Raw genomic sequence first — 25,743 nt, 5'->3', positions numbered from 1 at the left:
GGCCGATGGCCGCGCAGGTGCTGGGCGAACGTGGGGACGATCATTCGGCTCATGCCGGCGTACGGGGCCGTGACGGGAGCTTGAAGATTTCGTGTGCCAACCGGCCGCCGGTGCACACAACTTGAGGGACCGGCTCCGGTGTTTTTTCGAATGCGGGTGCGGATACCGTCGGTAACTTTTCTGAAGTTACTGCATTTTGAACTCTGGTCACTCGAACTTCTTGTTTCCTGTGAGTCGTTTGTGCGAAAGTGAGCGGCCCTGTGCGCGGCATAGGTACGCACCAATCAGGCCCCTGCTTTCCTGCGGACGCGCATTTCGCATGCCGTTCTGCGGCTTGGAAGGAATTGGTCCAGTGCAATCCCCGTACCCCCCACGCCCCCCGTACCCGCCCCGGCCCGGATCGAACGGCGGTGAATCCGACCGTGATCTCATGGCCCGGCTCGAAGCGGCCGGAACGGACGCCCACGCCGTCGCGCTGCTGATGGCCCGGCACTGGCGGGCGGCCTACGACTACGCGGGCATCTGCCTGGTGTCGTCGGCGGGTTCGGCGTCGATGGCGGCGGCCGCCGCCATCCACCGGGTGCTGGGACGCGCGGGCGGCGGTGCCGTACGGCCCCAACTCCTCAGGGCGGTACGGGAAACCGTGAAGGAGTGGGCCGCGGACGACGGAATTTCCGCCGTACTGCCGGAAGTCCGCAAACCGACCGGCGGGCGCGGACTGCGCGCCGCGAGGTCGGCAACCCCGGAAAGGCGACAGCTCGCCGAGCGCGCATTCCAGGCTCTTCCGGGAGCCTCCCAATGCCTGCTGTGGCACACCGAGGTCGAGGCCGAGCCCATATCCGTACCGGCCGGACTGCTGGGGGTGGACCCGGCCCGGGCCAGGGCCGGTCTGGAGCAGGCGCGGGAGCAATTCCGGGCGGGCTGCGTACGGGCCCACCGGGAACTCGCGCCGACCACGGAATGCCGTTTCTACAACCGTCTCCTCGATGTTCCCATTCGCCGGGGCGGAGGCCTGTTGCCCGATGTGCAACAGCATCTGGCCGGGTGCCGGTACTGCCGGCACGCGGCCGAGCAGCTCAGCCATTTCGAGGGCGGACTGGAGGAGCTGCTCGCCGAGACCGTCCTCGGCTGGGGCGCCCACCGCTACCTCGACTCGCGGCCCGGCCGGGGGAACACCCAGGCCGCGTCCGGCGCGCGGCTCGCCGTACGGCCGAGGCCCGGCGGCCGGCACCGCCCCGCACCGGCCGGCGCCTTCGCCGCGCCACGCAGGCACACCAAGGCGGTGCTCGTGGGTGCCGGTCTGGCGTCCCTCGCCCTGCTCGCCTCCGTGCTCGTCGCCAAGGGCTGGTCCGACGAGGGCGGTGTCCCCGGACCCCGCGCCACCTGGGGTGCGCCCAGCGGCCACTCCGTCTCCCCGGGCGCCGTGGGCGAGGCGCCGTCCGCCGCCTCCGTGGGGAGCCGCGCCGAGGTCGCACACGGCAGACTCCGCAACCTCGCCGCCGATCTGTGCCTCGACGCGCGCGGCGGCGGCTCCGAGGACGGCGCCGGGAGCCTGCTGACGGCCTGCTCGGCGGCCGCGTCCCAGCAGTGGTCGTACCAGGGCGACGGCCTGCTGCGCAGCGCCGTCGATGCCACCCGCTGCCTCGACGCCGACGCCGACGAGGGCTCGGTCGTCCTGGCCGACTGTGTGGTGCACGCCGGTGAGGTCCGCTACGACCTCACCGTCCGCGGCGAACTGCTGCTGCGCAGGGGCGGCGGCCTCCTCGTCGCGCCCGGCCCCGGGAACACCGCGGTCGTCGCCGAGCGGGACGGGTCGGCGAAGCAGCGGTGGGTGCTGGAACCGGCGAGCGGCTCCACGGGCGGCGCGGAACCCCGGGGCGGGACGCGGGACGGCGGTCCCGGGACCCCCGATGCACCGCCGGCCACCTCGCCGTCGCCCGACGCCGATCCGCCGCGCACGGATCCCGAGGCTCCACAGGGTGACCCGGTGATGCCGCCGCCGGAGTTCGAGAAGCGCATGGCCCAGGTCGGCGCCGACACCACCGGCAGCGACCCCGAGCAGGTGGTGCCCGTCGAGGAGGTTCAGACCCTTCCGGGGGCCGTGCTGGACTCGGCGGGGTCGGTCGCCGAGACCGTCACCACGAACCTCGGCACGGTCCTCGGCTAGTCGGTGCGCAGCCGCGATCCCCACCCGAGCGGCGGAAAACCGCTCGCGCAAGGACCGTCCGGTCGGCACCCTGGTCCCCTACGTGGAGGGGGCGCCGGGTGGCGGCAGCACAGGGATTCGCATACGAGGAGCGGGGCGACGGCTCCGTGGTGATCCTGCACCACGGCCGCGTCGCGACGGTGCTGCGCGGGAGCCGGGCGGCACAGTTCGTCCGGGAGGCGGCGGACGGTGATCCGCAGCTGGCGATGGCCCGCTGGACGGGCAACTACCGGCGCGGCAACGAACGGACGGCGCGCCGGCATCCGCGCAACGAGCACCGATAGCGCACGTGGAGTCAGAGCCGGATGACGATCAGCGCCGTGTCGTCAGTGGTGCCGGTGGGGGGCAGGAGGTCCGCGAGGAGGGCGTCGGCCAGAGCCTCGGGCGCGGAGCGCCGGTGGCGGGTGAGGGAATCGGCGAGGCGAGCCAGGCCGGTGTCGATGCCCTCGCTACGGCGTTCGATCAGGCCGTCCGTGTAGAGGACGAGGGTGGTGCCCTCGGTGAAGAGGATGCGCGCCTGGGGACGGGGGACATGTTCGGGCCGGGCGGCGAGCGGGGGGTCCGTGGCCTGGTCGAGGAAGGTGACGGTGCCGTCGGGATGGAGCAGGGCGGGTGGCGGGTGGCCGGCGCAGCTGTATGTGATGGCGTGGCTGTGCCAGTCGATGAAGGTCGTCACGACGGTGGTCGACTCGGCGCCGTCGACGGAACGGGCGTACAGCCCGAGGGCCTCCAGGGCCTGGGCCGGTCCGGCGGCGACCCGGCAGGCCGCGCTCAGGGCGCTGCGCAGCTGTCCCATGACGCAGGCGGCGGCGAGACCGTGGCCTACGACGTCCCCGACGGCGACCGCCAGGCCCTGGCCGGGCAGTTCGACCAGGTCGTACCAGTCGCCGCACACGTTCAGGGCGCCGATGGCGGGCTGGTAGCGCACGGCGGCCCCGTGCGACCCGGTCGGTCCGGGGGCGGGCAGCATCGCGGCCTGCAGGGCCAGGGCGACCTCGCGTTCGTGGGCGTGCGCCTTGCGCAGGCGTTCGTTGACCTCCTGCAGTTCACGGGACCGGGTGTAGAGCTCGGCCTCCAGCACCCGGGCCTCTCGGTCGCCGTCCGGGCCGCCGCGGGCGCGGATGAGTTCGGTGACCTCCTCCACCCGGTGCACGACGAGCACCACCCGCCCTTCGGAGTCGCGCACGGGTGCGTTGACGGGGCTCCAATAGTGTTCCTGCCAGTGGCCGGGCCGCTCGGAATCCTGGATGTCGTACCGCAGCAGAGCCATGGTGTCGCGCTCGCCCGTGGCCACCACCCGCAGCATCGACTCCCGGGTCTCCCGCATGCCGGCCGCGGCCGGATCGTTGGGGTTCTCCGGGAAGACGTCGAAGATGTAGCGGCCCAGCAGCTGCTCGCGGGTGCGCCCGGCCAGCCGCAGGAAGTCGTCGTTGGCGTCGGCGTACACCAGGTCGGGGGTGAGCAGTGCCACCATGCCGGGCAGGGCCCGGAAGACCGCCGCATAGTCGATCTGCGGATCCCTCATGTGTTGCCTGCCTCGGCGCCGAGCGTCACTGTGACGTTCCACGATAGGAGCCAACACGCCCCAGGGCCCGGACACTGCTCTCTCTGGGGCACGGCGACCGCACAACGAGACCGACGTGGGCGGCACCGTGCGCCGGGAACACCAGTGCGACCCGTGGGGCGCAGAGGCATCCGGGTGACCCGGTAGGCTTCCCGGCGTGCGCCTGTCCGCAGGCGCGCGCCGGGAATGCAGGGACGCGAATCGGAGGAACCGGCGTTGCACGTCCAGGACTGGCTCGACACGGTGCCCGCGGCCGCCGTCTACGCCCTCGTGGGAATCGTCATCGGTCTGGAGAGCCTGGGCATCCCGCTGCCCGGCGAGATCATCCTGGTGTCGGCCGCACTGCTGTCCTCGCAGCACGCGGGCATCGACCCGGTGATTCTCGGAGTGTGTGCCACGGTCGGCGCGATCGTCGGCGACTCCATCGGCTACGCCATCGGCCGCAAGGGCGGGCGGCCGATGCTGGCCTGGCTCGGCAAGAAGTTCCCCAGGCACTTCAGCGAGGGGCACATCGCCACGGCCGAGCGGTCCTTCCAGAAGTGGGGCATGTGGGCCGTCTTCTTCGGCCGCTTCGTCGCCCTGCTGCGGATCTTCGCCGGTCCGCTCGCGGGTGTGCTGCGGATGCCGTACTGGAAGTTCCTGATCGCCAACGTGCTCGGCGGGATCCTGTGGGCGGGCGGCACGACGGCCGTCATCTACTACGTCGGGATCGTCGCCGAGTCGTGGCTGAAGCGGTTCTCGTGGCTGGGGCTGGTGGCGGCCGTGCTCGTCGGGCTCACGTCGATGCTGGTCATCAAGCGCAAGGCCAAGAACGCGACGGCGGACAACACGACGGCTCAGAAGCAGGCGGCCGAACCCGAGCCGGAAGCCGTCCCGGCCGCCGACTGAGAAGCGGTCCTCAGCGCAATCGGTCCTTCGGTCCCTCGGTGCCTCAGGCCTGGTGCACTTCGCTGTGCGCCTTCGCCAACTCCGCGTACATGGTGCCGTTCAGGGTCACCCCCTGACGCTCCTCCTCCGTCAGCTCCCGCCTGACCTTCGCGGGGACACCGGCGACGAGTGAGCCGGGCGACACCTGCATGCCCTGCGGCACCAACGCCTGCGCGGCGACCAGCGACCCCGCGCCGATCACCGCGCCGTTCAGCACGGTCGCACCCATGCCGACCAGGCAGTCGTCCCCGACCGTGGCCCCGTGCACAACGGCGTTGTGGCCGACGGAGACCCGCTTGCCGATCGTGACGGGGAAGCCGGGGTCGGCGTGCAGCGTGCAGTTGTCCTGGATGTTGGACTGGGCCCCGACGGAGATCCGCTCGACATCGCCCCGGACCACCGCGCCGTACCAGATGCTCGCGCCCGCCTCCAGCGTCACGTCGCCGATCACCGAGGACGTGGGCGCCACGAACGCCTCCTCGTGGATGTTCGGTTCCTTGCCGCCGATTCCCGTGATCAACGCTCTCTGCACCATCGCCGTCTCCTCGCCCTCTCCTCGTCGTCGACAACACCGGCACCGTATGCCACCGGGTGGGGCGAAGATCACAGGCCCTCGAACTCATGGGTTCACGTCACGCTGAGTACGGTGAGCGGGTGCCGAAGCGCAAGAACACGTTCTCATCATGGTCGCGCGGCCTGGCGCAGCGGGCCGTGCACGCGGGCTGGGCCTGCGTGCAGCGCACCGGCTCCGTCACCGCCGCCCACCCGGGACGGTTCCGCTTCGGCGCGCTCGGCACCGGCACCCGGCTGGCCTTCCCGCTCGGCACGGTCTTCGGGGAACCCTGGATCCACCTCGGGGCGCACTGCATCGTCGGCGAACAGGTCACCCTGACCGCCGGGTTGATGCCCGACCTCGACCTCGGCCCGGATCCGATCCTGCGCATCGGTGACGGAGTCGTCCTCGGCCGCGGCAGCCATGTCATCGCCGACACGACGGTCACCATCGGCAGCGACTGCTATTTCGGCCCGTACGTCTACGTCACGTCCACGAACCACTCGTACGACGACCCGCACGAGCCGATCGGCAAGCAGTGGCCCCGGATGGAGCCGGTGACGATCGGCCCGGGGTGCTGGATCGGGACGGGGGCGGTGATCCTGCCCGGCGCGCGGATCGGGCGGAACGTGGTGGTCGCCGCCGGGGCCGTCGTCCGGGGTGTGGTGCCCGACCACGCGGTGGTGGCGGGGGCGCCCGCCCGGGTCGTACGGCGCTGGACTCCCGACGACGGCTGGCAGCCGCCGCTCAGGACGCCGGCGCCGGTGCCGATTCCCGAGGGGGTCACCCCGGAGCAGTTGCGCCGGTTGGCGGGCCTGGACGAGGAGACGGCGGCGAAGCTCGCCGAGCTGGACTGACGAGGACTCAGCCGGTCGCCAGCAGCAGGGTGCCCACCAGCGCCAGGCCCGCGCCCGCCGCCTGGACCGCTCGCAGTCGTTCGCTGAGGAAGCCGCGCGCGGCCAGGGCGGTCACCACCGGGTAGAGCGAGGCGAGGACGGCGGCGACGGTGACCGGGCCGTGCTGGGCGGCGACCGAGTAGGTGCCGTTCGCCGCGACGTCCGCCAGGCCGACGAAGCCGAGCGCCGGCAGCGAGGCCCAGGGGAAGCCGCCCGCCGGGAGGGCCTCGCCGCCCCGCCGCACGGAGACGTACAGCGCGGCGCCGCCGACGGCCACGTTGGTCACGCGCTGCACGAACAGGGCGAGGAACAGGCCGGTGACCGTCGTCGACGCCTGAGCGATCAGCGCGAACACCGTGCCGAAGCCGAGGGCGGCGACGAGGGTCAGGAGGATGGTCCGACGCTGCACCGGCGCGCCCCGCAGCTGCGGCCCGCCCGCGAGGACGACCCCGGCCACGGCGACCGCGATGCCCGCGACCTGCACGACACCCGGACGCTCGCCCAGGAAGAGCCCCACACCGACGGGGACGGCCACGCTCAGGGTGGCGAGCGGGGAGACGACGCCCATCGGGCCCTGCGCGAGCGCCTTGTAGAAGCAGAGCAGGGCGACGGGCCCCACCACCCCGGCCGCCACCGCGAACCACAGGCGCGGACCGGTTTCGGTCCAGCCGCCGGTGGCCACCACGACCACACCGAGCACGACCGCGGCGATCGTCTGCGACACGACCACGACCGTCAGTGCCGGGGTGCGTCGGGTCAGCAGTCCGCCGCCGAAGTCGGCCAGCCCCCACAGCAGGCTGGTGGCCAGGGCGAAGAGTGCTGTCACGGCGGCCTCGCAGTACAGTTCGGTGAACGATCGGGTGCACCACAACGTAGTGCAGTGAAGTGAACTCTGTCATCCAGAATATTGGACGCGAGTCTTGAGAAGCTTGGACGGAATGTGTCGGACCTCGACCTGCTGACCCAGTCCCTGGCGCGCAACGTCAAGCACTGGCGCGCGGTGCGCGGCTTCACCCTGGACGTGCTCGCCGCCCGGGCCGGAGTCAGCCGCGGCATGCTCATCCAGATCGAGCAGGCCCGCACCAATCCCAGCCTCGGCACGGTCGTCAAGATCGGCGACGCGCTCGGGATCAGCATCACCACCCTGCTCGACTACGAGCAGGGGCCCAAGGTCCGGGTCGTCCCCGCCGACCAGGCCGTGCGGCTGTGGCACACCGACGGCGGCAGCTACAACCTCCTCCTCGCCGGAACGGAGGCCCCCGGCCCGCTGGAGCTGTGGGAGTGGCGGCTGATGCCGGGCGAGAACAGCTCCTCCGACCCGCATCCCACCGGCACCGCCGAGCTGGTCCACGTCACCGAGGGCGAACTGACGCTCACCGTGGACGGCGTGGAGTACCGCGTCCCGGCGGGCGCGACCGCATCCTTCGAGGCCAACACCCCGCACACGTACGGCAACCAGGGCGACGTTCCGATGGGGATGCTGATGGCCGTCTCCGTCCCGCCCGTGCACTGAGGCGGACCGGGCGGCTTTGTTAGCGTGCGGTCATGGACGCACCCATCGGACACTTCGACCACGCCACGCCCGCCCCGGACTGCCTCGACGAGCTGACCCGCCCGGTCGCCGACGCCGTACGCCACTGGAGCGGCAGCGTCCCCGCCGAGCAGATCGTCTACGTCGACACCGACCCGCGGTGGGCCGACACCGCCGTCTTCGTGGAGCACTACGGCCGCGAGCTGCTCGAGCAGTCCGCGAACTGTGTGGTCGTCGCGGGCAAGCGCGGCGGCGAGAGCACCCTGGCCGCGTGTGTCGTGCTCTCCACCACCCGGGTCGACGTCAACGGCGTCGTCCGCCGCCAACTCGGCGCTCGCAAAGCCTCGTTCGCCTCGATGGACATGGCGACGGGGGAGAGCGGCATGGAGTACGGCGGCATCACGCCGATCGGACTGCCCGAGGACTGGCCCGTGCTGGTGGACTCCGCCGTTGTCGACCTGTCGTACGTCCTGGTCGGCAGCGGACGACGGCGCGGCAAGCTGCTGGTGCCGGGGAAGGCGTTCGCGGAGCTGCCGGGTGCGGTGGTGCTGGAGGGGCTGGGGGTCTCCTGACGCTCAGGCCGCCGCATGGTGGGCGAGGGCGTGGTGCGGATCCGCCTCGCCCGGGACCGGTGCCGGGTCGGCGTGCACCAGGGCCGCGGTGAGGCGCGGGACGGCGTGCAGCAGGGCGTGTTCGGCGTTCACGGCGATGCCGTGCGCCTGGCGTACCGTCGCCTCGCCGTCCACCACGACCGCCACCTCGGCGCGCAGCCGGTGCCCGATCCAGCGCAGCCGCAACTCGCCCACCGCGCGCACTCCTTCGACCTCCCGCAGCGCTTGCTCGGCCCGGTCCACGAGGGCCGGGTCGACGGCGTCCATCACCCGCCGGAACACCTCGCGCGCCGCGTCCCGCAGCACCAGCATGATGGCGGCGGTGATGGCCAAGCCCACGATCGGGTCGGCCAGTTCCCAGCCGAGAGCCGAGCCGCCCGCACCCAACAGCACGGCCAGTGACGTGAATCCGTCCGTACGTGCGTGCAGTCCGTCGGCGACCAGCGCGGCCGAGCCGATGTCACGGCCCACCCGGATCCGGTAACGGGCCACCCACTCGTTCCCCGCGAAACCGACCAGCGCGGCCACCGCGACCGCCGGCACATGGTGGACAGGGCGCGGATCGAACAGCCGGTCGATCGCCGCCCACCCCGCGAAGGCCGCGGACGCGGCGATCGTCAGCACGATCACGATGCCCGCGAGGTCCTCCGCCCGGCCGTAGCCGTACGTGAACCGCCGGGTGGCCGCGCGCCGCCCCAGCACGAACGCGATCCCCAGCGGTACGGCCGTCAGCGCGTCCGCGGTGTTGTGCACCGTGTCGCCGAGCAGCGCGACCGACCCGGAGACGGCCACCACGAACGCCTGCGCCAGAGCGGTCGCGCCCAGTACCGCCAGCGAGATCCACAGGGCCCGCATGCCGCGGGCCGAGGACTCCAGGGCGGAGTCGAGCTTGTCGGCGGTCTCGTGGGAGTGGGGGGTGAGGAGGTGGGCGAGGCGGTGGGGCAGACGGTCGCGGAGACCGGAACGGGTGGGCCGGTGGTCGTGCCCGTGTCCGTGCCCATGTCCGTGGTCATGACGATGTCCGTGCTCGTGCTCGTGGTCGTGCCGGTCGCTCACGTGGATCCCCTTCCGTGCGCCGGGAGTGGACGCGCGGCGCCCACGAGGCCATTATGTGCGTATGAGCGCACGCATGCACCTATCACCTGCGACCGATGCGCACCCGCGCACCCCGGGCGAGGAACAGTTCGCGCTCGCGGCCGAGCTGCTCGCCCTGCTCGGCGACCGCACCCGGCTCACCCTGCTGCACGCGCTGACCGCGGGGGAGGCCGATGTCACCACGCTCACGGAGGCGTGCGGGGCGGCGCGGCCGGCCGTCAGCCAGCATCTGGCGCGGCTGCGGCTGGCCGGGCTGGTGAACACGCGCAAGGAGGGCCGCCGGGTGATCTACTCGCTGCGCGACGGCCATCTGCGCCGGCTGGTGGACGAGGCGCTGAACGTGGCGGACCACCGGCTCAGCGACCGGCCGCTGCACGACTGACGGACGCGGCGGGTCCGGTTCAGTAGGCGGTGGCGGTACCCAGGTACTGCTCGGCGAAGGCCGCCGCGGCGGCGGGCGAGGTGAACAGGCGGCGGAGCCGGGCGAAGGTGGTGCCCGCGCGATACGCGTCGCCCGACGAGGTGCCGTGGTACACCTCGGAGAGCCACTGCGAGAACTCCTGGTAGTCCCACACCCGCCGCAGACACGCCTCCGAATAGCCGTCCAGACCGGTCTCGTCGCTCTTGGTCAGATAGCCGACGAGGGCGTCACCGAGGAGGAAGGCGTCGTGGAGGGCCAGGTTCATGCCCTTCGCGGCGATGGGCGCGGTCAGGTGGGCGGCGTCCCCGGCGAGGAAGAGGCGGCCGAACACCATGGGTTCGACGACCGAGCTGTGCATGTCCAGGACGCGCTTCTCGATCAGCCGCCCCTCGATGAGGGGGCCGGCGTCCGTCGCCGCGAGGCGCTCCCGGAGCTGTGACCAGACGCGTTCGTGCGACCAGTTCTCCGGGTCGTCGCCGGGCGGGCACTCCAGGTAGTAGCGGGTCACCTCGGGACTGCGGGCCATGTGGCCGGCGAAGCCGTCGGGGTGGATGCCGAACACGACACAGTCGTTGGACGGCGGCGCCTCGGCGAGCAGGGCCAGCCAGCCGATGCCGTAGTCGTGCCGGGAGATGTGCGCGTGCTCGGGCAGGACGGTACGGGTCACCCCGCGGGCCCCGTCGCAGCCCGCGACGAAGTCGCACTCGACGACCTCCCGCTCGCCCGTCTCGGCCGCGAGGTAGGACACCGAGGGGTTGGCCGTGTCGAGGTCGTGCAACTGGACGTCCCGGACGCCGAACCGGGCCGCCCCGCCCCGCACGTCCGCGTACTCGCGCACCAGGTCCGTCACCAGCAACGGCTGGGGATAGACGAAGTGGTGAGTACCCGTCAGCTCGATGTAGGAGAAGCGGAAGCGCTCCTGGCCGAAGCGGAACTCGCACTCGGTGTGCAGCTGAGCCCGCTCCAGCAGGGTGTCCGCGAGACCGCGCTGCTGGAGGCCGCGCACGGCCCACTCCTCGATGACGCCCGCCCGGGGCCGCTGCTCGATGAACTCGCGTGTCTCCGTCTCGACGACGAGGCAGTCGACGCCGGCGGCCCGCAGGATGTTGCCGATGGTGAGCCCGGCGGGCCCGGCGCCCACGACGACGACCGGAAAGCGCTGCGGGGCACCGGAGTTGGGGTGGGGAGTGGAGGTCACCCGAACATTATGTGCGTGCTCGGCGCGGGCGGGGAGCGGTCGTGCGGCTCAGTGTGCGGGTGCCTCCGTGACGACCACCTCGTCGATGCTCCGCTCGATCTCCTCGGCCCGGGAGGCGGAGGCCCGCGCCCAGTAGTAGACGACCAGGGAGAAGACCGCGATGACCAGGATGTCCCACCACAGGCCTATGTTGCCCTGTCCGCCGAAGCCGCCCTCCGCGGAGATGACGCCCATGCCCAGCAGGTAGACCGGCAGCCACTGGGCGGGCCCTGAAGTCCATCCGGGGCGCGTCGGGACGGCCCGTCGCGGTGGCGAACCAGGCGTAGCCGCCCAGGAGTACGTAGCCGAGGACGATCGCGATGCCCAGCCGCCACAGGGTGTCCCAGCCGGCCCAGTAGATGATGAGGTTGGCCACCACGAACGACAGCGGTGAGAGCACCTTGCCGGCGGGCAGCCGGTACGGGCGCTCGTGGTGCGGCAGCCGGTCGGCGAAGACGCCGTACGCCAGCGGGGCGCCCGCGTACATCAGGACGCTCGCCGAGGTGATGAAGCCGACCAGCTCCTGCCAGCTCGGGAAGGGCAGGAAGCAGACCACGCCGGTCACGAAGGAGACGATCAGGCCGAACCAGGGCACGCCCCGCCTGTCGGTGCGGGCGAAGACCTTCGGCGCGTACCCGTTCCTGGCCAGGCCGTAGGAGACGCGGGAGGTCGCGGTGGTGTAGATCAGGCCGGTGCCGCCGGGCGAGATCACCGCGTCGACGTACAGCACCACACCCAGCCAGCCCAGGCCCACCAGGGTCGCGAGTCCCGCCCACGGGCCGCTGATGCCGGGGAAGTCGAGCTCGGCCCAGCCGTGTGCGAAGGAGCTGTGCGGCAGCGCGCCGATGAAGACGATCTGCAGCAGGACGTAGATGACGGCACCGATCGCGACCGAGCCGAGGGTGGCCCGCGGCAGGTCCCGCTTCGGGTCGCGGCTCTCGCCCGCCAGCTGGATCGCCTGCTCGAAGCCCAGCAGGGCGAAGATGATGCCGCTGCCGCTGATCGCGCTCAGCACGCCCTTGGCGCCCAACGGGGCGAAGCCCTCCGAGGTGAAGTTGCCCGGGTGGAAGTTGCCCGCGGCGATGACGAAGATGGCGCCCAGCGGCACGGCGATCTTCCACCAGGTGGCCGCGCTGTTGGTGTGTGCCAGGGCGCGGACGCCGAAGAAGTTGACCGCGACGAAGACGGCCATCAGGAAGACGGCGGTGACGAGGCCGGAGGCCGTCAGCGTCTGGTCGCTGTGTTCGAGACCCCGGGCCCAGGACCAGTGCCCCGCATAGCCGATCATGGCCTCGACCTCGATCGGTGCCACGGTCGCCGCCTGCAGCCAGGAGAACCAGCCGAAGGACATGCCGGCCAGGCCGCCGAACGCGTAGTGCGGATATCGTGCGGTGCCGCCCGCGACCGGGAACATGCCGCCGAGTTCTGCGTGCACGAGCGCCAGCAGGACGATGGCCACCGCGCCGATCACCCAGGAAATGACCGCCGCGGGACCCGCCGCGGTAACCGCCTTTTCCGCTCCGTAGAGCCAGCCGGATCCGATGATGGAACCGACCGACGCCCACATGAGCCCGATCAGCCCGACGTCCCGCCGCAGGCCGCCGCCCGGGCCTCTGGTGTCCTCCGGGGCGGCTTGGTCAACGCTTACCATTTCTTAGGGGGCCTCTCATAAAGGAGATGCATTCACTATGCAAGAGGCCTCAGATTAGGAATCAGACGCTGTTCCGCTGAAGGCGGTTGTCGAATTTTGACTGGCGTACGGGGATTTCCTGGACAGCGTTTCAGGAATTACCGACGCAACGGAAACCTGTATGACAACTGGATCCGTCAGCCCAGGCGGGGAATCTCGATCGCCGGGCAGCGGTCCATCACCATCTCCAGCCCCGCGGCCCGAGTGCGGTCGTAGGCCGCCTCGTCGACGACCCCGAGCTGGAACCAGACCGCCTGCGCGCCCTTCGCCACCGCCTCGTCGGCGACGGCCCCGGCGAGGTCACTGTTCACGAACACGTCGACGACGTCCACGTCGAAGGGGATCTCCGCGAGCGAGGTGTACCCCTGCTCCCCGTGCACCGTCTCCGCCTTGGGATGCACGGGCACGACCCGCTTGCCGTAACGCTGGAGCACCTCGGCCACGCCGTACGCGGCGCGCTGCCGGTTCGACGACAGGCCGACCACGGCCCAGGTGTCGCCGAGCCCGGTGAGGATCTTGCGGACCGTTGCCTCGTCGCCGTACACCGTGGGTCTCCTTGGGGGTCGCGTATGCCCTGACCTCTCGCACAACAGCGCACCGCGATCGGCGATTCCCCACCGTGATAGCTTGCCGAGGCCAGTCGAACCCATGAGACGTGGGTCAGGGAATCCGGTGCGAATCCGGAGCTGACGCGCAGCGGTGAGGGTGACGGGCGGGGCCTCGGCCACTGGACGACTCGAGTGTCGTCTGGGAAGGCGCCCCGACCGGATGATCCCGAGTCCGAAGACCTGCTGGCGGCCCCCGTGGTGACGTACGGCGGGGGAGCACCGTACGACCGGGCTCCGCGTTCGAGCCCTCGACGATCGAGGACCAACTTCCGTGCAGACAGCACGTCTTGCCCGTCCCTCCGCCCTGTTTGCGGCCGGCTCCCTGCTCCTGGCCGGCTGCGGCGACGCCGGCACCTCCGCCACGACGGCTGCCGTCAGCCTCGACAACTGCGGCCGTACGGTACGCGTCGAGGCCCCGCCCGAACGGGCCGTCTCCCTGAACCAGGGCACCACCGAGATCATGCTCTCCCTCGGGCTCGCCGACCGTATGGCGGGCACGGCGACCTGGACCGACCCCGTGATGAAGGGGCTGGAGAAGGAGAACGCGAAGGTGGCGCGTATCGCCGACAACAACCCATCCTTCGAACGGGTCCTGGACGCCGAACCGGACTTCGTCGCCGCCTCCTTCGTCTCCACGCTGGGCAAGGGGGGAGTGGCCTCGCGGGAGCAGTTCGAGAAGCTCGGCGTGCCCACGTACGTCTCCCCGTCCGACTGTGCCGGCAAGGACAACTCCGGCGACGGGGACGGCGCACGGCCCGATCCCCTGACCGCCGAGGCCGTCTACGGCGAAATACGTGACCTGGCAGCCGTCTTCGGGGTGAAGGAACGGGGCGACAAGCTCGTCGGCGAGCTCAAGGCGCGGATGGCGAAGGCCACTGCCGGCATCCACGCCTCCGACGTGACCCTCCTGTACTGGTTCGCCAACTCCGAGTCGCCCTACCTGGCGGGCTGCTGCGGCGCTCCCGGCGTCATCACGCGCTCCCTGGGCGCCAAGAACGTCTTCGACGACACGCACGACGAATGGCCGCAGATCAACTGGGAGACGGTCGCCGACCGCGACCCCGACGTCCTCGTCATCGGCGACCTGACCCGCAGGTCGCAGACCGCCGAGTCGGCCGAGAAGAAGATCGCCTTCCTGGAGTCCGACCCGGTCACCAGGAACATGACCGCCGTCCGGCACCAGCGGTACGTCCTGCTCAGCGGGCAGGCCATGAACCCGACCATCCGCACGATCGAGGGCGTGGAGCGGGTCGCGGCCGGCCTGCGCGAGTTCGGGCTCGTGAAGTGACCGCCCGGGCGGTCCTGCTCGGTGCGACCGGGACGGTGCTGCTGTGCGGCTCCCTCGCCGTCGCCATCACCATCGGCCCGGCCGACCTCCGGGTCGCCGACGTGTGGTCGGTCGTCGCGGCCCATCTCGGCCTCGGCTCCTCGGAGTTGACGCCCATCCGGGACGGCATCGTGTGGCAGCTCCGGCTGCCGCGCACGCTCCTCGCGGCCGTGTGCGGCGCCGGACTCGCCGTGTGCGGCGCGGTGATGCAGTCGCTGCTGCGCAACCCGCTCGCCGACCCGTTCGTCCTCGGAGTGTCCTCGGGTGCGTCGACGGGGGCCGTGCTGGTGGTCGTGCTGGGCGTCGGCGGGGGCGCGCTGTCCGTCCCGGCGGGCGCGTTCCTCGGTGCTCTGGTGTCGTTCGCGCTCGTGCTGTTCCTCAGCCACACGCTCGGCGGGAGCACCGACCTGGTGGTCCTCGCGGGCGTCGCCGCCATGCAGCTCTTCTCCGCGCTGACCTCGTTCGTCGTGATGACGGCCGCCGACGCGGAGACCACCCGGGGCGTCCTCTTCTGGCTCCTCGGCTCGCTCGGCGGCGCGGGCTGGACCGACGTATGGATATGCCTCGCCGTCCTGGCCGTGGCGCTGGTGGTGTGCCTCTCGTACGCCCGCACCCTCGACGCCTTCGCCTTCGGGCAGGACGCGGCGGCCGCGCTCGGGGTGTCGGTGGCCCGTACCCGTCTGGTGCTGCTGTGTGTCACGGCGCTGCTCACGGCCGCGCTGGTCAGCTCGGCCGGGGCCATCGGCTTCGTCGGCCTGGTGCTGCCGCACGCCGCCCGCGCCCTGGTCGGGCCGGGCCACGCCCGGCTGCTGCCGGTCACCGCGCTGGCCGGGGCGGTCTTCCTGGTGTGGGTCGACACGCTGGCCCGCACGGTCCTCGACCCGCAGGAGGTGCCGGTGGGTGTCGTGACGTCCCTGATCGGAGTGCCCGCCTTTGTGGCGGTGCTGTACCGGACGCGGAGGGTGCGGTGAAGGAGACCTCGCCCACCGGGTCCGAGGCGCCCGCCGCCATAACCACGGGCCTCCACCCCACAGCCACCGGCCTCCACGCCGACCGCGTGAGCCGCCGCGCCGACGGCCGGCTCATCCTCGACGGCGTCACCCTCGCCCCCGAGCAGGGCTCGACCGTCGGCCTCCTCGGCCCCAACGGCTCCGGAAAGTCCACGCTGCTGCGGCTGCTGGCCGGCCTGCTCGCGCCGAGCACCGGTGTCGTCACGCTCGACGGCACCGCACTGCCCGCACTGCCCCGCCGCGAGGTCGCCCGGCGTCTCGCCGTGGTCGAACAACAGGCGGACACCCAGACCGAGTTGACGGTCCTGGACGTCGTACGGCTCGGACGCGTCCCGCACCGCCGCGCCTGGACGCCCGCCTCCGCGCACGACGAGCGGGCCGTACGCGCCGCCCTGGAACGCGCCGGGCTCACCGACCGCGCCGACCAGCCCTGGCACACCCTGTCCGGTGGTGAACGCCAGCGGGTGCAGATCGCCCGCGCGCTCGCCCAGGAACCCCGCGAACTCCTCCTCGACGAACCCACCAACCACCTCGACATCCACCACCAGCTCGACCTCCTGACCCTGGTCACCGCCCTCCCGGTCACCACCGTCGTCGCCCTGCACGACCTCAACCTCGCGGCGATGTACTGCGACCAGGTGCTCGTCCTGCACACGGGCCGGGTCGTGGCGGGCGGCACGCCGGGTGACGTCCTGACCGAGCGGCTCATCGCCGAGGTGTACGGGGTACGGGCCGCGGTGACCCGGGAGGGGCCGGGGGAGCGGCCCCATGTGCGGTTTCTGGGCACGCTGGCCTGAACGCCTGTTCGGGTCGACGGTGGCGCGGTCCTCGCTGCACGCCTACGCTCACCCCGTGCTCCGCATCATCGACGCCCGTACCGGCGAGCCCGCCGAAGCCGCTCCCGCCCGCCGGGGGCTGACCCGTGTCCATGTCCATACGGAGGGCTACGACACGACCGCCCTGCGTGTGCTGCTCGTCGCCGACGTCCTGTTCCGGGCCCTCGAACTCGGCGGCACGCCCGTCTGGGCACTGCTGACCGGGGAGCGGCAGCAGGCGGAACTGCGGGCGGCCGCGGCGACTCTCGGCATCCGGCCGTTCGAGGACAGCCTGGACGTCTCGGCGGGGCTGGGGGAGGCCCAGGTCATCCACGTGGTGGCGGACGGCGGGCCCGCCCCCGACGGCGTCCGTATCACCGTCGCCCCCGTGGAGCAGGCGCCCGCCGCGATCCCGGAGGGCGCCGACCCCGCCGTCGTACGCCTGGCGCTGCTCTCCAAGCGCCGGAACGAGCCCGTGCGGCTCGACGCGGATGCTTTGGGCGAGGCCGCCGAGACCCTCGCACGGTGGCGCCGCGCGGTCGCCGACTGGGCGCGCAGGCCTTCGCGGGCGATCCCCGAGGAGGTGCGCGTGGAGCTCCGTACCGCCTGGGAGGACGACCTGGACGTGTGCGCGGTGCTGCGGGTCCTCTGGTCGGTCGAGACCTCGGCCCTGCCGGAGGGCGCCCGCTTCGAGACGTACGCCTACGCCGACCGGCTGCTCGGTGTCGAACTCACCCGTGACGTGGGATCGACGCCGTGATCGCGCGGGCGGGAGCCGGTCCGCTGCGGCATCTGGTCGTCCTGCGGCACGCCAAGTCCGCCTGGCCGGACGGCGTCCCCGACCACGAACGCCCCCTCGCCCCGCGCGGCCGCCGGGACGCCCCGGCCGCGGGCCGGGCCCTCGCCGACGCCGACCTGCTGCCGGACCTCGCCGTGTGCTCCACCGCCGTACGCGCCCGGCAGACCTGGGAGCTGGCCGCCGCGCAGTGGGGCACCCCGCCGCCGGTGCGGCACGACGCGCGGGTGTACGCGGCCGACGTACCCGAGCTGCTGGCCGTCGTGCACGAGGTGCCCGCCGAGGTCGACACACTGCTGCTCGTCGGGCACAACCCCGGCCTGGAGGAACTGGTCCTCGCCCTCGCCGGGGACAGCCTCGACCACGCGCTGGACGAGGTCCGGCTGAAGTTCCCGACCTCGGCGATCGCCGTCCTCGCCTGGCGCGGCACCGACTGGCAGGACCTCGTCCCGGACACGGCCCTGCTCACGGACGTGATCGTGGCGCGCGGCAAGAAGAAGTGAGAAGAAGTGACCGGGACAGGGGCGTGGCACGCGGCGGGAAGTGACCGCGAGACGGCCCAAGACCGGGAGGCGGATCCCTGCGCATAGGGTGGCCGGATGCCGGACGAGTACCGCACCGTCGCCCGCGCGGGCGTGCACGAGACCGAGGTCAACCGCTCCCGCTTCCTGTGCGCCCTCGCCCCGGCGGCCACCGAGCAGGAGGCCCAGGCCTTCGTCGCGGGCATCCGCAAGGAGCACGCGGACGCCACGCACAACTGCTTCGCGTACGTCATCGGCGCCGACGCCGCGATCCAGAAGGCGAGCGACGACGGCGAACCCGGCGGCACCGCCGGCGTCCCCATGCTCCAGATGCTGCTGCGCCGCGACATGCGGTACGTCGTCGCCGTCGTCACCCGCTACTACGGCGGCGTCAAGCTCGGCGCGGGCGGCCTGATCCGGGCGTACGGCGGAGCGGTCGGCGAGGCCCTGGACGCCGTCGGCACGATCACCCGCCGCCGCTTCCGGCTGGCCACGGTGACACTCGACCACCAGCGCGCCGGCAGGATCCAGAACGACCTGCGCGCGACTGGCCGCGAGGTCCGCGACGTGCGCTACGGCGAAGCGGTCACGATCGAGATCGGCCTGCCGGACACCGACGTCGAGGCCTTCCGGGCCTGGCTCGCGGACGCCACCGCGGGGACGGCCGGGTTCGACCTGGGCGGGGAGGCGTACGGGGACGCGTGAGCCAAGGAGGGGACGCGTGAGGCTCAGGAGGGGAGTCCCCGCGCTGGGCGCACTGGGTCAGGTCCTGCTGGTCGTGTCCGTGGGCGAGATGCTGGCGGGCACCTCCTCGGCGGACTCCAGTTCTTCTTCGGCGCCCTCGCCGCGCCGCTGGTCGGCCTCTTCGGAGAGGACAGCTCGCTCCCGATGGCCCTGATCATGCTGACCTCCGTGGGCCGGCGGCAGCGCGGGCGAACCCTCGGGCCGGGAGCGGCTGTTTCCTCGTCCGAAGGCGGACCGGCATTGGTGCGCCCGCCTGTCCGATGTCACGGTTCGTTCGCCTTGAGGCCCTGTCGTCGGCATCTCACCGATCCCACCGGTCACTTCGTCAATCCGCTCATCAAGGACATTCCCTGCCATCTGTGTCGGATGCGGGTGACAGGCCGAGGTTCGTGGTGGATCAGGTGCCGACAGGCGTTAGCGTGGTTGCTGCTGACGGCGAGCTTGTGTTGGTTCGTGCTGGTTCCAGGGGCGGAGCAGGGGGAGATATGCGGTTCGGAGTGGGTTTGTGAGATTGCTGCACACTTCCGACTGGCATCTCGGCCGGGCCTTCCACCGGGTGAACATGCTCGGTGCCCAGGCCGAGTTCTTCGGCCACGTCGTCGCGACCGTGCGGGAGCGCGGTGTGGACGCGGTGGTCGTGTCGGGGGACGTGTACGACCGCGCGGTGCCGCCGCTCTCCGCGGTCGAGCTGTTCGACGACGCCCTGCACCGATTCGCCGAGCTCGGCGTGCCCACGGTGATGATCTCCGGGAACCACGACTCGGCCCGTCGGCTGGGCGTAGGCGCCGGCCTCATCGACCGCGCGGGCATCCATCTGCGGACCGAGCCGTCGGCGTGCGGGACGCCGGTGCTGCTCTCCGACGCCCATGGTGACGTGGCCTTCTACGGGCTGCCGTATCTCGAACCCGCCCTGGTGAAGGACGAGTTCGGGGTGGAGCGGGCCGGACACGAGGCCGTGCTCGCCGCCGCCATGGACCGCGTCCGCACGGACCTCGCCACACGCGCGCCTGGCACCCGCTCCGTCGTCCTCGCGCACGCCTTCGTCACCGGCGGCGAGGCCAGCGACAGCGAACGGGACATCACCGTGGGCGGAGTGGCCGCCGTGCCCGCCGGTGTCTTCGACGGCGTCGACTACGTGGCCCTCGGGCACCTGCACGGCTGTCAGACCATCACCGAGCGCGTGCGCTACTCCGGCTCCCCGCTGCCGTACTCCTTCTCGGAGGCCGAGCACCGCAAGAGCATGTGGCTCGTCGACCTGGACGCCGACGGCTCGGTCACCGCCGAGCGCGTCGACTGCCCCGTGCCACGCGCGCTGGCCCGCATCCGCGGAACCCTGGAGGACCTGCTCGCCGACCCGGACCTCGCCCGGCACCAGGAGGCCTGGGTCGAGGCGACCCTCACCGACGCGGTGCGGCCCGCCGACCCCATGGCCCGGATCAGCGAGCGGTTCCCGCACACGCTCAGCCTGGCCTTCGACCCCGAGCGGACGCCGGACGACCCGGCCGTGTCGTACGCCAAGCGGCTCGCCGGGCGCACCGACCAGCAGATCGCGGAGGACTTCGTGGCCCATGTGCGCGGCGCCGGACCGGACGAGCGCGAGCAGCTGGTGCTGCGGGACGCGTTCGACGCGGCGCGGGCGGACGAGGCCGTGCGGGAGGTGGCGCGGTGAGGCTGCATCAGCTGGAGATCACCGCGTTCGGGCCCTTCGGCGGATCGCAGACCGTCGACTTCGACGAGCTGTCCACCGCCGGGCTCTTCCTGCTGCACGGACCGACCGGCGCAGGCAAGACCTCCGTCCTGGACGCCGTGTGCTACGCGCTGTACGGCACTGTGCCGGGCGCCCGGCAGTCCGGCCAGGGAATGACGCTGCGCAGCGACCACGCCGCGGCCGGTACCCGCACCGAGGTACGTCTCGAACTCACCGTCGCCGGACGCCGGTTGGAGGTCACCCGGCAGCCGCCCCGGGAGCGGCCCAAGAAGCGCGGCTCGGGCACGACGCTCGACAAGGCCCAGAGCTGGCTGCGCGAGTACGACGCGGCGGCCGGCGCCTGGAAGGACCTCAGCCGCTCCCACCAGGAGATCGGCGAGGAGATCACCCAGCTGCTCGGCATGAGCCGCGAGCAGTTCTGCCAGGTCGTACTGCTGCCCCAGGGCGACTTCGCGCGCTTCCTGCGCGCCGACGCCGAAGCCCGCGGCAGGCTGCTCGGGCGCCTCTTCGACACCCACCGCTTCGCCGAGGTCGAGAAGCGGCTCGCCGAACGCCGACGCGTGACCGAGGCCCAAGTACGCGAGGGTGACTCCGAGTTGCTGGCCGACGCGCACCGCATGCAGCAGGCGGCCGGTGCCGCCATGGAGCTGCCGGACCTGGCACCGGGCGAACCGGGCCTCGCCGACGCCGTCCTCTGCGCGGCGGCCGTCGCCCGCAGCACCGCCCGCGAGCACCTGGCGATCGCTCACTGCCGTCTCACGGCCGCCGAGTCCGCCCACGCGTCGGCCGACCGCGCCCTGGCCGACGTACGCGAACTGGCCCGGTTGCAGCGGCGGTTCACCGAGGCGCGGGAGCGGGCCGCGCTGCTGGAGGAGCGGTCCGACGCGTACCGGCAGGCGCAGGCGCGGATGGAGCGGGCCCGCAAGGCGGAGGCGGTGGCCCCGGCGCTGGACCTGCGGGAGGCCGCCGACGCCGAACACCGGCGGGCGGCTGCCGCCGAGGCACGCGCGCGAGGGCTTCTTCCCGAGACCTTCGGGGACGCCGGTGCCGCCGGACTCGCCGTCGCCGCGCGCCGGGCCGCCGAGGAGCTGGGCGGCCTGGAGTCGGCGCGGCGTGGGGAACGCCGGCTCGGCGAACTCCGCGATGAGCGGACCGAGTTGGAGCGTCAGGAGCGGGACGACGAGGACGTCCGGCGGGAGGCCGAAAGCTGGCTGGCCGGTTGGGACGAGCGGCGCGCGGGGCTTCAGGCGCGTGTGGACGCCGCTCAGGAAGCGGCGACACGAGCCGAGCAGCTGTCCGGCCGGCGCGATCCGGCCGGACGACGGCTGGGGGCCGCCCGCCAGCGCGACGAGCTCGCACACGACGTGGAGGCCGCTCAGCGACAGGTGCTCGCCCTGACGGAACGCGCGCAGCAGGCCCGCGCCCACTGGCTGGACGTCAAGGAGCAGCGCCTCGACTCGATCGCCGCCGAACTCGCCGCGGAGCTGAAGGACGGCGAGCCGTGCGCCGTCTGCGGTTCCGGTGTCCACCCCGCGCCCGCGCGCAAGGACGCCGGACACGTCGACCGCGCGGCGGAGGAACGGGCGCTGGCGGACTTTCAGCGGGCGGAGGAGCAGCGTGCCCAGGAGGCGGAGCGCCTGGGCCTCGTGCACCGGGCGCTGGCCGCGGCCGAGGCGGAGGCCGGCGACATCCCGACCGACCGACTCGCGGCGGAGTTCGAGGAGTTGGAGCTCCAGTACGCCGAGGCCCGCGACCTCGCCTCCGGACTGCACGCCGCGAGCGAGGCGCTGCGGCAGGCCGAGCGGGAGCGCGAACGCCGCTCCACCGTCCGCCAGGAGGCGGAGGTGCGCGCGGCGTCACGGACGACGCGCCGGGAAGCGCTCGACCGGGAACAGACCGCCCTGGACACCGAGCTGAACCAGGCACGCGGCACCGCCGAGAGCGTCGCCGCGCGGGCCGCGCAGCTGGAGCGGCGGGTCGCGTTGCTCACCGACGCCGCCGACACCGCGCGCGCCGCCGAGGACACCGCACAGCGCCTCAAGGACGCCGACGCCCGCCTCGCCGACGCCGCCTTCCGCGCCGGGTTCGACACCCCGCAGGCCGCGGCGGCGGCCCTTCTCGACGATGCGGACCACCGCGAGCTGCAACGCAGGCTGGACGCCTGGCAGTCCGAGGAGGCCGCCGTACGCGCCGTCCTCGCCGAGGCCGACACCGCGGCCGCTGCCCAGCAGCAGCCCGCCGACCTCACCGCGGCGGAGCGGACGGCGGCCGCCGCGGCCCAGCGGCTGCGCGACGCCGCCTCCGCGCGCGACGCGGCGGCCCGCCGCTGCACCGAACTGGACCGGCTGTCCACGCGAGCGACCACGTCGGTACGACGCCTCGCGCCGCTGCGCGACGAGTACGACCGGGTGGCCCGCCTGGCCGGTCTCGCCGCGGGCACCTCGTCGGACAACGAACGCAAGATGCGCCTGGAGGCGTACGTGCTGGCGGCCCGGCTGGAACAGGTGGCCGCCGCCGCGACCGTACGGCTGCAGCGCATGTCGTCCGGCCGCTACACCCTCGTCCACTCCGACGACCGCAGCGGACGCGGCCGCAGCGGCCTCGGGCTGCACGTCGTCGACGCCTGGACCGGCCGCGAGCGCGACACGGCGACTTTGTCCGGCGGCGAGACCTTCTTCGCCTCGCTCGCCCTGGCCCTCGGCCTCGCGGACGTCGTCACCGACGAGGCGGGCGGGGTCCGCCTGGACACCCTCTTCATCGACGAGGGCTTCGGAAGTCTCGACGACCAGACCCTCGACGAGGTCCTCGACGTCCTCGACTCCCTGCGCGAACGGGACCGCAGCGTCGGCATCGTCAGCCACGTCGCCGACCTGCGACGGCGCATCCACGCCCAGCTGGAGGTCGTGAAGGGGCGCTCGGGGTCGGTGCTGCGGCAGCGCGGGGTCGGCTGACCTCACCGCCCCAGCGGGCGCCTCGGCAGCGGCGAGGAGTACACGACGCTCGTCGTCACCGAGCCCAGGGCGCCGATCTTGCCCGACACCTCTTCCAGATGGCGCATCGAACTGGCCGTGACCTTGATGACGAAGCAGTCGTCGCCCGTCACATGGTGCGCCTCCAGGATCTCCGGCGTCGCCGCGACCAGGTCGTGGAAGGGCTTGTAGTTGCCGTTCGGGTAGCGCAGGCGGACGAACGCCAGGATCGGCAGGCCGAGCCGCTCGGGATCCACGACGGCCGCGTACCCCTTGATGACACCCGCCTCCTCCAGCCGCCGGACCCGCTCGGTCACCGCGCTCGGCGACATGGACACGGCCCGGGCCAGCTCGGCGAAACTGGCCCGGCCCTCCCGCTGGAGGACATCGAGGATGCGCCAGTCGGTGGCGTCCGGGGAATACGCGGTCATGCCCGAGGAATAGCAGGGGAATCCCCGGCAGAGCAAGGCCAGTGCCGTGGAATGCCCCTTCAGGTCATGGATCACCGCCCGTAGATTTCTGATCATCCGGCACGACCACGGAAGGGCCTCGACATGACCACCACGACCGCCATCGACAACCCCGTCCTGCGCGTCGCCCCCGCCGCCCCCGCCGAGGCCGCCGCCTACTTCCGCGCCAGCCTCGTCTTCCACGCCGACGTGTCCGACGTCGCCGCGGTGCTCGCGGCCGGCGGCGACCCCGGCTTCGTCGTCCTCGACTCCCGCTCCACCGAGTCCTGGGACCAGGGGCACGTTCCGGGCGCGGTCCACCTCCCGACCGCGCTCATCCCCGAACAGGCCGAGCAGTTCCTCGACAAGTCCGTACCGGTCGTGACGTACTGCTGGGGACCCGGCTGCAACGGCGCCACCCGGGCCGCGCTCGCCCTCGCCGAACTCGGCTACCAGGTCAAGGAGATGCTCGGCGGCTTCGAGTACTGGGTGCGCGAGGGCTTCGAGTTCGAGACCTGGCAGAGCCGCGAGCGGCGCGACGCCGACCCGCTGACCGCGCCGGGGGGCGCCGACAACTGCGGCTGCTGAGGCCGCAGTTCGGCGGGCCGTGCGGGCGTGTAGGTTCTGGCGCATGGTGCGATACGCGGAGCCGGGCACGGTGGAGTGGGTCGAGTCGGGCGGCGGTCCGCTCATAGCGGTGCCGGAGACGGTCCTGCCCTTCTGGGCCGGGGCCGACGGGGACGAGACGGCGTCCGACTACGACCGGGCGTGCGAGGTGGACGGATTCATCGGCCTGCTGCCCGTCGGGGACAGCGCCGCGCTGGTCTTCGGCGACGAGCCCGCCTCCACCACCTTTCTTCCGGAACACCACACCTTCGTACGGTGGTCCGCGGCCGACTCCGAGGCCGCGCTCCTCGCGGAGGTGCCGAAGGCGCTCGACGCGGCCGCGTGGGAGACGGAGGTGCGCTGGAACGTGCCCGGCGCGGTGCTCCTGTTCGACGCGGCCTGGCCCGGCACCGACTCCGCACGCACCGAGCACGTGAGGGTCGTCCTCGATCCCGGCCGGTACGCCGTGCGCGCGGCCCATGCGCAGCCCGGCCCCGAGACCTGGCTGGGGCTCGTACAGCTGCGGCGGCTGCCGGACTGACCCGCCTCGGAAAACGAGGTGCGGCACCGCCGGGCCGCCGCCCATCCTGATCGGTATGCCTCGACTCCCGCACCCCACCCCCGAAGAACTGCGCCGCGCCCCTCTGCCCCTGCGCGGCCGTACCGCCCTGGTCACCGGGGCCAGCCGGCGCGCCGGCATCGGGCACGCGGTGGCCCGGCGGCTCGCCGCGTACGGGGCGAGCGTCTATCTGCACCATCACGTCCCGCACGACGAGGAGATGCCCTGGGGCGCCGACCGGCCCGAGGAGGTCGCCGCCTCCGTGCGCGAGGTGCTGGGCGACCCGGACGCCCGGGTCGTCTCGGGACCCGGTGACCTCGCCGACCCGGCCGTGCCCGCCGAGCTGATCGCCACCGCCGCCTCGGCGCTCGGCGGACGGCTCGACATCCTCGTCGCCAACCACGCCCTCAGCGGTTCCGACGGCACCCTCGACACGATCGACGCCGCGATGCTCGACGCCCACTGGGCGATCGACACCCGCTCGGTGCTGCTGCTCGGGCAGGCCTATGCCCGGCTGCGGGCCGAGCTGCCGCCGCGTACGCCGGGCGGCCGGGTAGTCATGATGACCTCCGGCCAGGACCACGGCGCCGGTATGCCCGGCGAGATGGCCTACGCCCTCCAGAAGGGCGCCCTCGCCTCGATCACCCGCTCCCTGTCGACCACGTTCGCCGAGCACGCGGTCACGGTGAACACCGTCAACCCCGGCCCCGTGGACACGGATTACCTGACCGGAGAGGCGTACGACACCGTCGCCGCGATGTTCCCGGGCGGCCGCTGGGGCATGCCCGACGACCCCGCCCGCCTCATCGCGTGGCTCGCGACGGACGAGGCGGGCTGGGTCACCGGCAACGTGATCGACTCGGAGGGCGGCTTCCGGCGCTGATCTCCGGTCTTCGAAAG

At 72.5% G+C, this 25,743-nt stretch carries 25 protein-coding genes, 1 pseudogene and 1 riboswitch; of the genes and pseudogenes, 18 read left to right on the top strand and 8 right to left on the bottom strand.

Features of this window, described 5'->3' with window-relative positions; all coding sequences use genetic code 11:
- Positions 1-430: 430 nt before the first annotated feature.
- Together QFZ76_RS09480 and QFZ76_RS09475 are read left to right on the top strand one after the other, a co-directional pair.
- On the top strand, positions 431-2,167 hold the full coding sequence (locus tag QFZ76_RS09480) for an RICIN domain-containing protein (RefSeq protein WP_307673309.1): 1,737 nt from the start codon (positions 431-433) through the stop codon (positions 2,165-2,167).
- 98 nt (positions 2,168-2,265) lie between these two features.
- A complete protein-coding gene (locus tag QFZ76_RS09475; protein WP_307673308.1) occupies positions 2,266-2,490 on the top strand; it encodes a hypothetical protein in 225 nt (74 codons plus the stop codon).
- Positions 2,491-2,501: 11 nt separating this feature from the next.
- Here the strand turns inward: QFZ76_RS09475 and QFZ76_RS09470 are convergent, their stop codons facing one another.
- Positions 2,502-3,731 (bottom strand): PP2C family protein-serine/threonine phosphatase, encoded by a 1,230-nt coding sequence (locus QFZ76_RS09470; protein ID WP_307673307.1) that lies wholly within the window; start codon positions 3,729-3,731, stop codon positions 2,502-2,504.
- A gap of 255 nt (positions 3,732-3,986) precedes the next feature.
- Between QFZ76_RS09470 and QFZ76_RS09465 the strand changes: the two genes are divergently transcribed.
- Positions 3,987-4,658 (top strand): DedA family protein, encoded by a 672-nt coding sequence (locus tag QFZ76_RS09465; RefSeq protein WP_307679969.1) that lies wholly within the window; start codon positions 3,987-3,989, stop codon positions 4,656-4,658.
- A 43-nt stretch (positions 4,659-4,701) separates the two neighbouring features.
- Here QFZ76_RS09465 and QFZ76_RS09460 read toward each other — a convergent pair whose 3' ends face one another.
- The gene (locus QFZ76_RS09460) at positions 4,702-5,232 is read right to left on the bottom strand and encodes a gamma carbonic anhydrase family protein (RefSeq protein ID WP_307673306.1); all 531 of its coding nucleotides are present in this window, start codon (positions 5,230-5,232) and stop codon (positions 4,702-4,704) included.
- 119 nt (positions 5,233-5,351) lie between these two features.
- Between QFZ76_RS09460 and QFZ76_RS09455 the strand changes: the two genes are divergently transcribed.
- Positions 5,352-6,107 (top strand): acyltransferase, encoded by a 756-nt coding sequence (locus QFZ76_RS09455; RefSeq protein WP_307673305.1) that lies wholly within the window; start codon positions 5,352-5,354, stop codon positions 6,105-6,107.
- Between the two features lie 7 nt (positions 6,108-6,114).
- On the opposite strand, the gene QFZ76_RS09450 is transcribed toward QFZ76_RS09455, so the two are convergent.
- A complete protein-coding gene (locus QFZ76_RS09450; RefSeq protein ID WP_307673304.1) occupies positions 6,115-6,972 on the bottom strand; it encodes a DMT family transporter in 858 nt (285 codons plus the stop codon).
- Between the two features lie 114 nt (positions 6,973-7,086).
- Between QFZ76_RS09450 and QFZ76_RS09445 the strand changes: the two genes are divergently transcribed.
- Together QFZ76_RS09445 and QFZ76_RS09440 are read left to right on the top strand one after the other, a co-directional pair.
- Complete coding sequence (locus QFZ76_RS09445) at positions 7,087-7,659, top strand: helix-turn-helix domain-containing protein (RefSeq protein ID WP_307673303.1); 573 nt, start codon at positions 7,087-7,089, stop codon at positions 7,657-7,659.
- Between the two features lie 32 nt (positions 7,660-7,691).
- Entirely contained in the window at positions 7,692-8,249 is a 558-nt protein-coding gene (locus tag QFZ76_RS09440; protein WP_307673302.1) for a YbaK/EbsC family protein, read from the top strand.
- Positions 8,250-8,252: 3 nt separating this feature from the next.
- On the opposite strand, the gene QFZ76_RS09435 is transcribed toward QFZ76_RS09440, so the two are convergent.
- A complete protein-coding gene (locus QFZ76_RS09435; RefSeq protein WP_307673301.1) occupies positions 8,253-9,344 on the bottom strand; it encodes a cation diffusion facilitator family transporter in 1,092 nt (363 codons plus the stop codon).
- 61 nt (positions 9,345-9,405) lie between these two features.
- On the opposite strand from QFZ76_RS09435, the gene QFZ76_RS09430 reads away from it, so the two are divergent.
- Positions 9,406-9,765 carry a metalloregulator ArsR/SmtB family transcription factor gene (locus tag QFZ76_RS09430; RefSeq protein WP_307673300.1) on the top strand — a complete coding sequence of 120 codons (360 nt, stop codon included), beginning with the start codon at positions 9,406-9,408 and terminating at the stop codon, positions 9,763-9,765.
- A gap of 19 nt (positions 9,766-9,784) precedes the next feature.
- On the opposite strand, the gene QFZ76_RS09425 is transcribed toward QFZ76_RS09430, so the two are convergent.
- The 3 genes and pseudogenes from QFZ76_RS09425 to QFZ76_RS09415 all read right to left on the bottom strand — a co-directional run bounded on the left by QFZ76_RS09425 (position 9,785) and on the right by QFZ76_RS09415 (position 13,276).
- Positions 9,785-11,002: a 4-hydroxybenzoate 3-monooxygenase gene (locus QFZ76_RS09425; protein ID WP_307673299.1), complete on the bottom strand. Its 1,218-nt coding sequence runs from the start codon at positions 11,000-11,002 to the stop codon at positions 9,785-9,787.
- Between the two features lie 48 nt (positions 11,003-11,050).
- A pseudogene (locus tag QFZ76_RS09420) lies at positions 11,051-12,692 on the bottom strand (APC family permease).
- A gap of 176 nt (positions 12,693-12,868) precedes the next feature.
- Positions 12,869-13,276, bottom strand: coding sequence for a CoA-binding protein (locus QFZ76_RS09415; RefSeq protein WP_307673298.1), 408 nt, complete (start codon positions 13,274-13,276; stop codon positions 12,869-12,871).
- 75 nt (positions 13,277-13,351) lie between these two features.
- A riboswitch (cobalamin riboswitch) is annotated at positions 13,352-13,542 on the top strand.
- A gap of 68 nt (positions 13,543-13,610) precedes the next feature.
- Here QFZ76_RS09415 and QFZ76_RS09410 point away from each other — a divergent pair.
- The 8 genes from QFZ76_RS09410 to QFZ76_RS09375 all read left to right on the top strand — a co-directional run bounded on the left by QFZ76_RS09410 (position 13,611) and on the right by QFZ76_RS09375 (position 23,211).
- Complete coding sequence (locus QFZ76_RS09410) at positions 13,611-14,627, top strand: ABC transporter substrate-binding protein (RefSeq protein ID WP_307673297.1); 1,017 nt, start codon at positions 13,611-13,613, stop codon at positions 14,625-14,627.
- Positions 14,624-15,637, top strand: coding sequence for an iron ABC transporter permease (locus QFZ76_RS09405; protein ID WP_307673296.1), 1,014 nt, complete (start codon positions 14,624-14,626; stop codon positions 15,635-15,637). The genes QFZ76_RS09410 and QFZ76_RS09405 overlap by 4 nt, the downstream gene beginning before the upstream one ends.
- Positions 15,638-15,675: 38 nt before the next feature.
- Positions 15,676-16,473 (top strand): ABC transporter ATP-binding protein, encoded by a 798-nt coding sequence (locus QFZ76_RS09400; protein WP_307679968.1) that lies wholly within the window; start codon positions 15,676-15,678, stop codon positions 16,471-16,473.
- 55 nt (positions 16,474-16,528) lie between these two features.
- Complete coding sequence (locus tag QFZ76_RS09395; protein WP_307673295.1) at positions 16,529-17,251, top strand: hypothetical protein; 723 nt, start codon at positions 16,529-16,531, stop codon at positions 17,249-17,251.
- Complete coding sequence (locus QFZ76_RS09390) at positions 17,248-17,790, top strand: histidine phosphatase family protein (protein ID WP_307673294.1); 543 nt, start codon at positions 17,248-17,250, stop codon at positions 17,788-17,790. Before QFZ76_RS09395 ends, QFZ76_RS09390 begins: the two co-directional genes overlap by 4 nt.
- 96 nt (positions 17,791-17,886) lie before the next feature.
- Positions 17,887-18,513, top strand: a complete 627-nt coding sequence (locus tag QFZ76_RS09385) for a YigZ family protein (RefSeq protein WP_307673293.1) — start codon at positions 17,887-17,889, stop codon at positions 18,511-18,513.
- A 544-nt stretch (positions 18,514-19,057) separates the two neighbouring features.
- Positions 19,058-20,221, top strand: a complete 1,164-nt coding sequence (locus QFZ76_RS09380; RefSeq protein WP_307673292.1) for an exonuclease SbcCD subunit D — start codon at positions 19,058-19,060, stop codon at positions 20,219-20,221.
- Positions 20,218-23,211 carry an SMC family ATPase gene (locus tag QFZ76_RS09375; RefSeq protein ID WP_307673291.1) on the top strand — a complete coding sequence of 998 codons (2,994 nt, stop codon included), beginning with the start codon at positions 20,218-20,220 and terminating at the stop codon, positions 23,209-23,211. Before QFZ76_RS09380 ends, QFZ76_RS09375 begins: the two co-directional genes overlap by 4 nt.
- A gap of 2 nt (positions 23,212-23,213) precedes the next feature.
- On the opposite strand, the gene QFZ76_RS09370 is transcribed toward QFZ76_RS09375, so the two are convergent.
- Entirely contained in the window at positions 23,214-23,660 is a 447-nt protein-coding gene (locus QFZ76_RS09370; protein WP_030041473.1) for an Lrp/AsnC family transcriptional regulator, read from the bottom strand.
- A 123-nt stretch (positions 23,661-23,783) separates the two neighbouring features.
- Between QFZ76_RS09370 and QFZ76_RS09365 the strand changes: the two genes are divergently transcribed.
- The 3 genes from QFZ76_RS09365 to QFZ76_RS09355 are packed head-to-tail and all read left to right on the top strand — an operon-like array spanning position 23,784 to position 25,726.
- Positions 23,784-24,266 carry a rhodanese-like domain-containing protein gene (locus tag QFZ76_RS09365; protein ID WP_307673290.1) on the top strand — a complete coding sequence of 161 codons (483 nt, stop codon included), beginning with the start codon at positions 23,784-23,786 and terminating at the stop codon, positions 24,264-24,266.
- Positions 24,267-24,309: 43 nt separating this feature from the next.
- Positions 24,310-24,825: an immunity 21 family protein gene (locus tag QFZ76_RS09360; protein ID WP_307673289.1), complete on the top strand. Its 516-nt coding sequence runs from the start codon at positions 24,310-24,312 to the stop codon at positions 24,823-24,825.
- A gap of 55 nt (positions 24,826-24,880) precedes the next feature.
- Positions 24,881-25,726, top strand: a complete 846-nt coding sequence (locus QFZ76_RS09355) for an SDR family oxidoreductase (RefSeq protein ID WP_307673288.1) — start codon at positions 24,881-24,883, stop codon at positions 25,724-25,726.
- Positions 25,727-25,743: the final 17 nt, after the last annotated feature.

The organism is Streptomyces sp. V4I2 (assembly GCF_030817655.1).
In the GTDB taxonomy this organism is placed as follows: domain Bacteria; phylum Actinomycetota; class Actinomycetes; order Streptomycetales; family Streptomycetaceae; genus Streptomyces; species Streptomyces plumbiresistens.
Note: the sequence above shows the minus strand (reverse complement) of the source record. Positions and strands in the feature narration are given on the sequence as shown.

Bases quoted from the DNA above. Each gene is read 5' to 3' on its own strand.
- QFZ76_RS09480 (WP_307673309.1), top strand. From the start codon at position 431: ATGGCCCGGCTCGAAGCGGCCGGAACGGACGCCCACGCCGTCGCGCTG.
- QFZ76_RS09470 (WP_307673307.1), bottom strand. From the start codon at position 3,731: ATGAGGGATCCGCAGATCGACTATGCGGCGGTCTTCCGGGCCCTGCCC.
- QFZ76_RS09460 (WP_307673306.1), bottom strand. From the start codon at position 5,232: ATGGTGCAGAGAGCGTTGATCACGGGAATCGGCGGCAAGGAACCGAAC.
- QFZ76_RS09440 (WP_307673302.1), top strand. From the start codon at position 7,692: ATGGACGCACCCATCGGACACTTCGACCACGCCACGCCCGCCCCGGAC.
- QFZ76_RS09430 (WP_307673300.1), top strand. From the start codon at position 9,406: ATGAGCGCACGCATGCACCTATCACCTGCGACCGATGCGCACCCGCGC.
- QFZ76_RS09385 (WP_307673293.1), top strand. From the start codon at position 17,887: ATGCCGGACGAGTACCGCACCGTCGCCCGCGCGGGCGTGCACGAGACC.
- QFZ76_RS09370 (WP_030041473.1), bottom strand. From the start codon at position 23,660: ATGACCGCGTATTCCCCGGACGCCACCGACTGGCGCATCCTCGATGTC.
- QFZ76_RS09365 (WP_307673290.1), top strand. From the start codon at position 23,784: ATGACCACCACGACCGCCATCGACAACCCCGTCCTGCGCGTCGCCCCC.
- QFZ76_RS09360 (WP_307673289.1), top strand. From the start codon at position 24,310: ATGGTGCGATACGCGGAGCCGGGCACGGTGGAGTGGGTCGAGTCGGGC.
- QFZ76_RS09355 (WP_307673288.1), top strand. From the start codon at position 24,881: ATGCCTCGACTCCCGCACCCCACCCCCGAAGAACTGCGCCGCGCCCCT.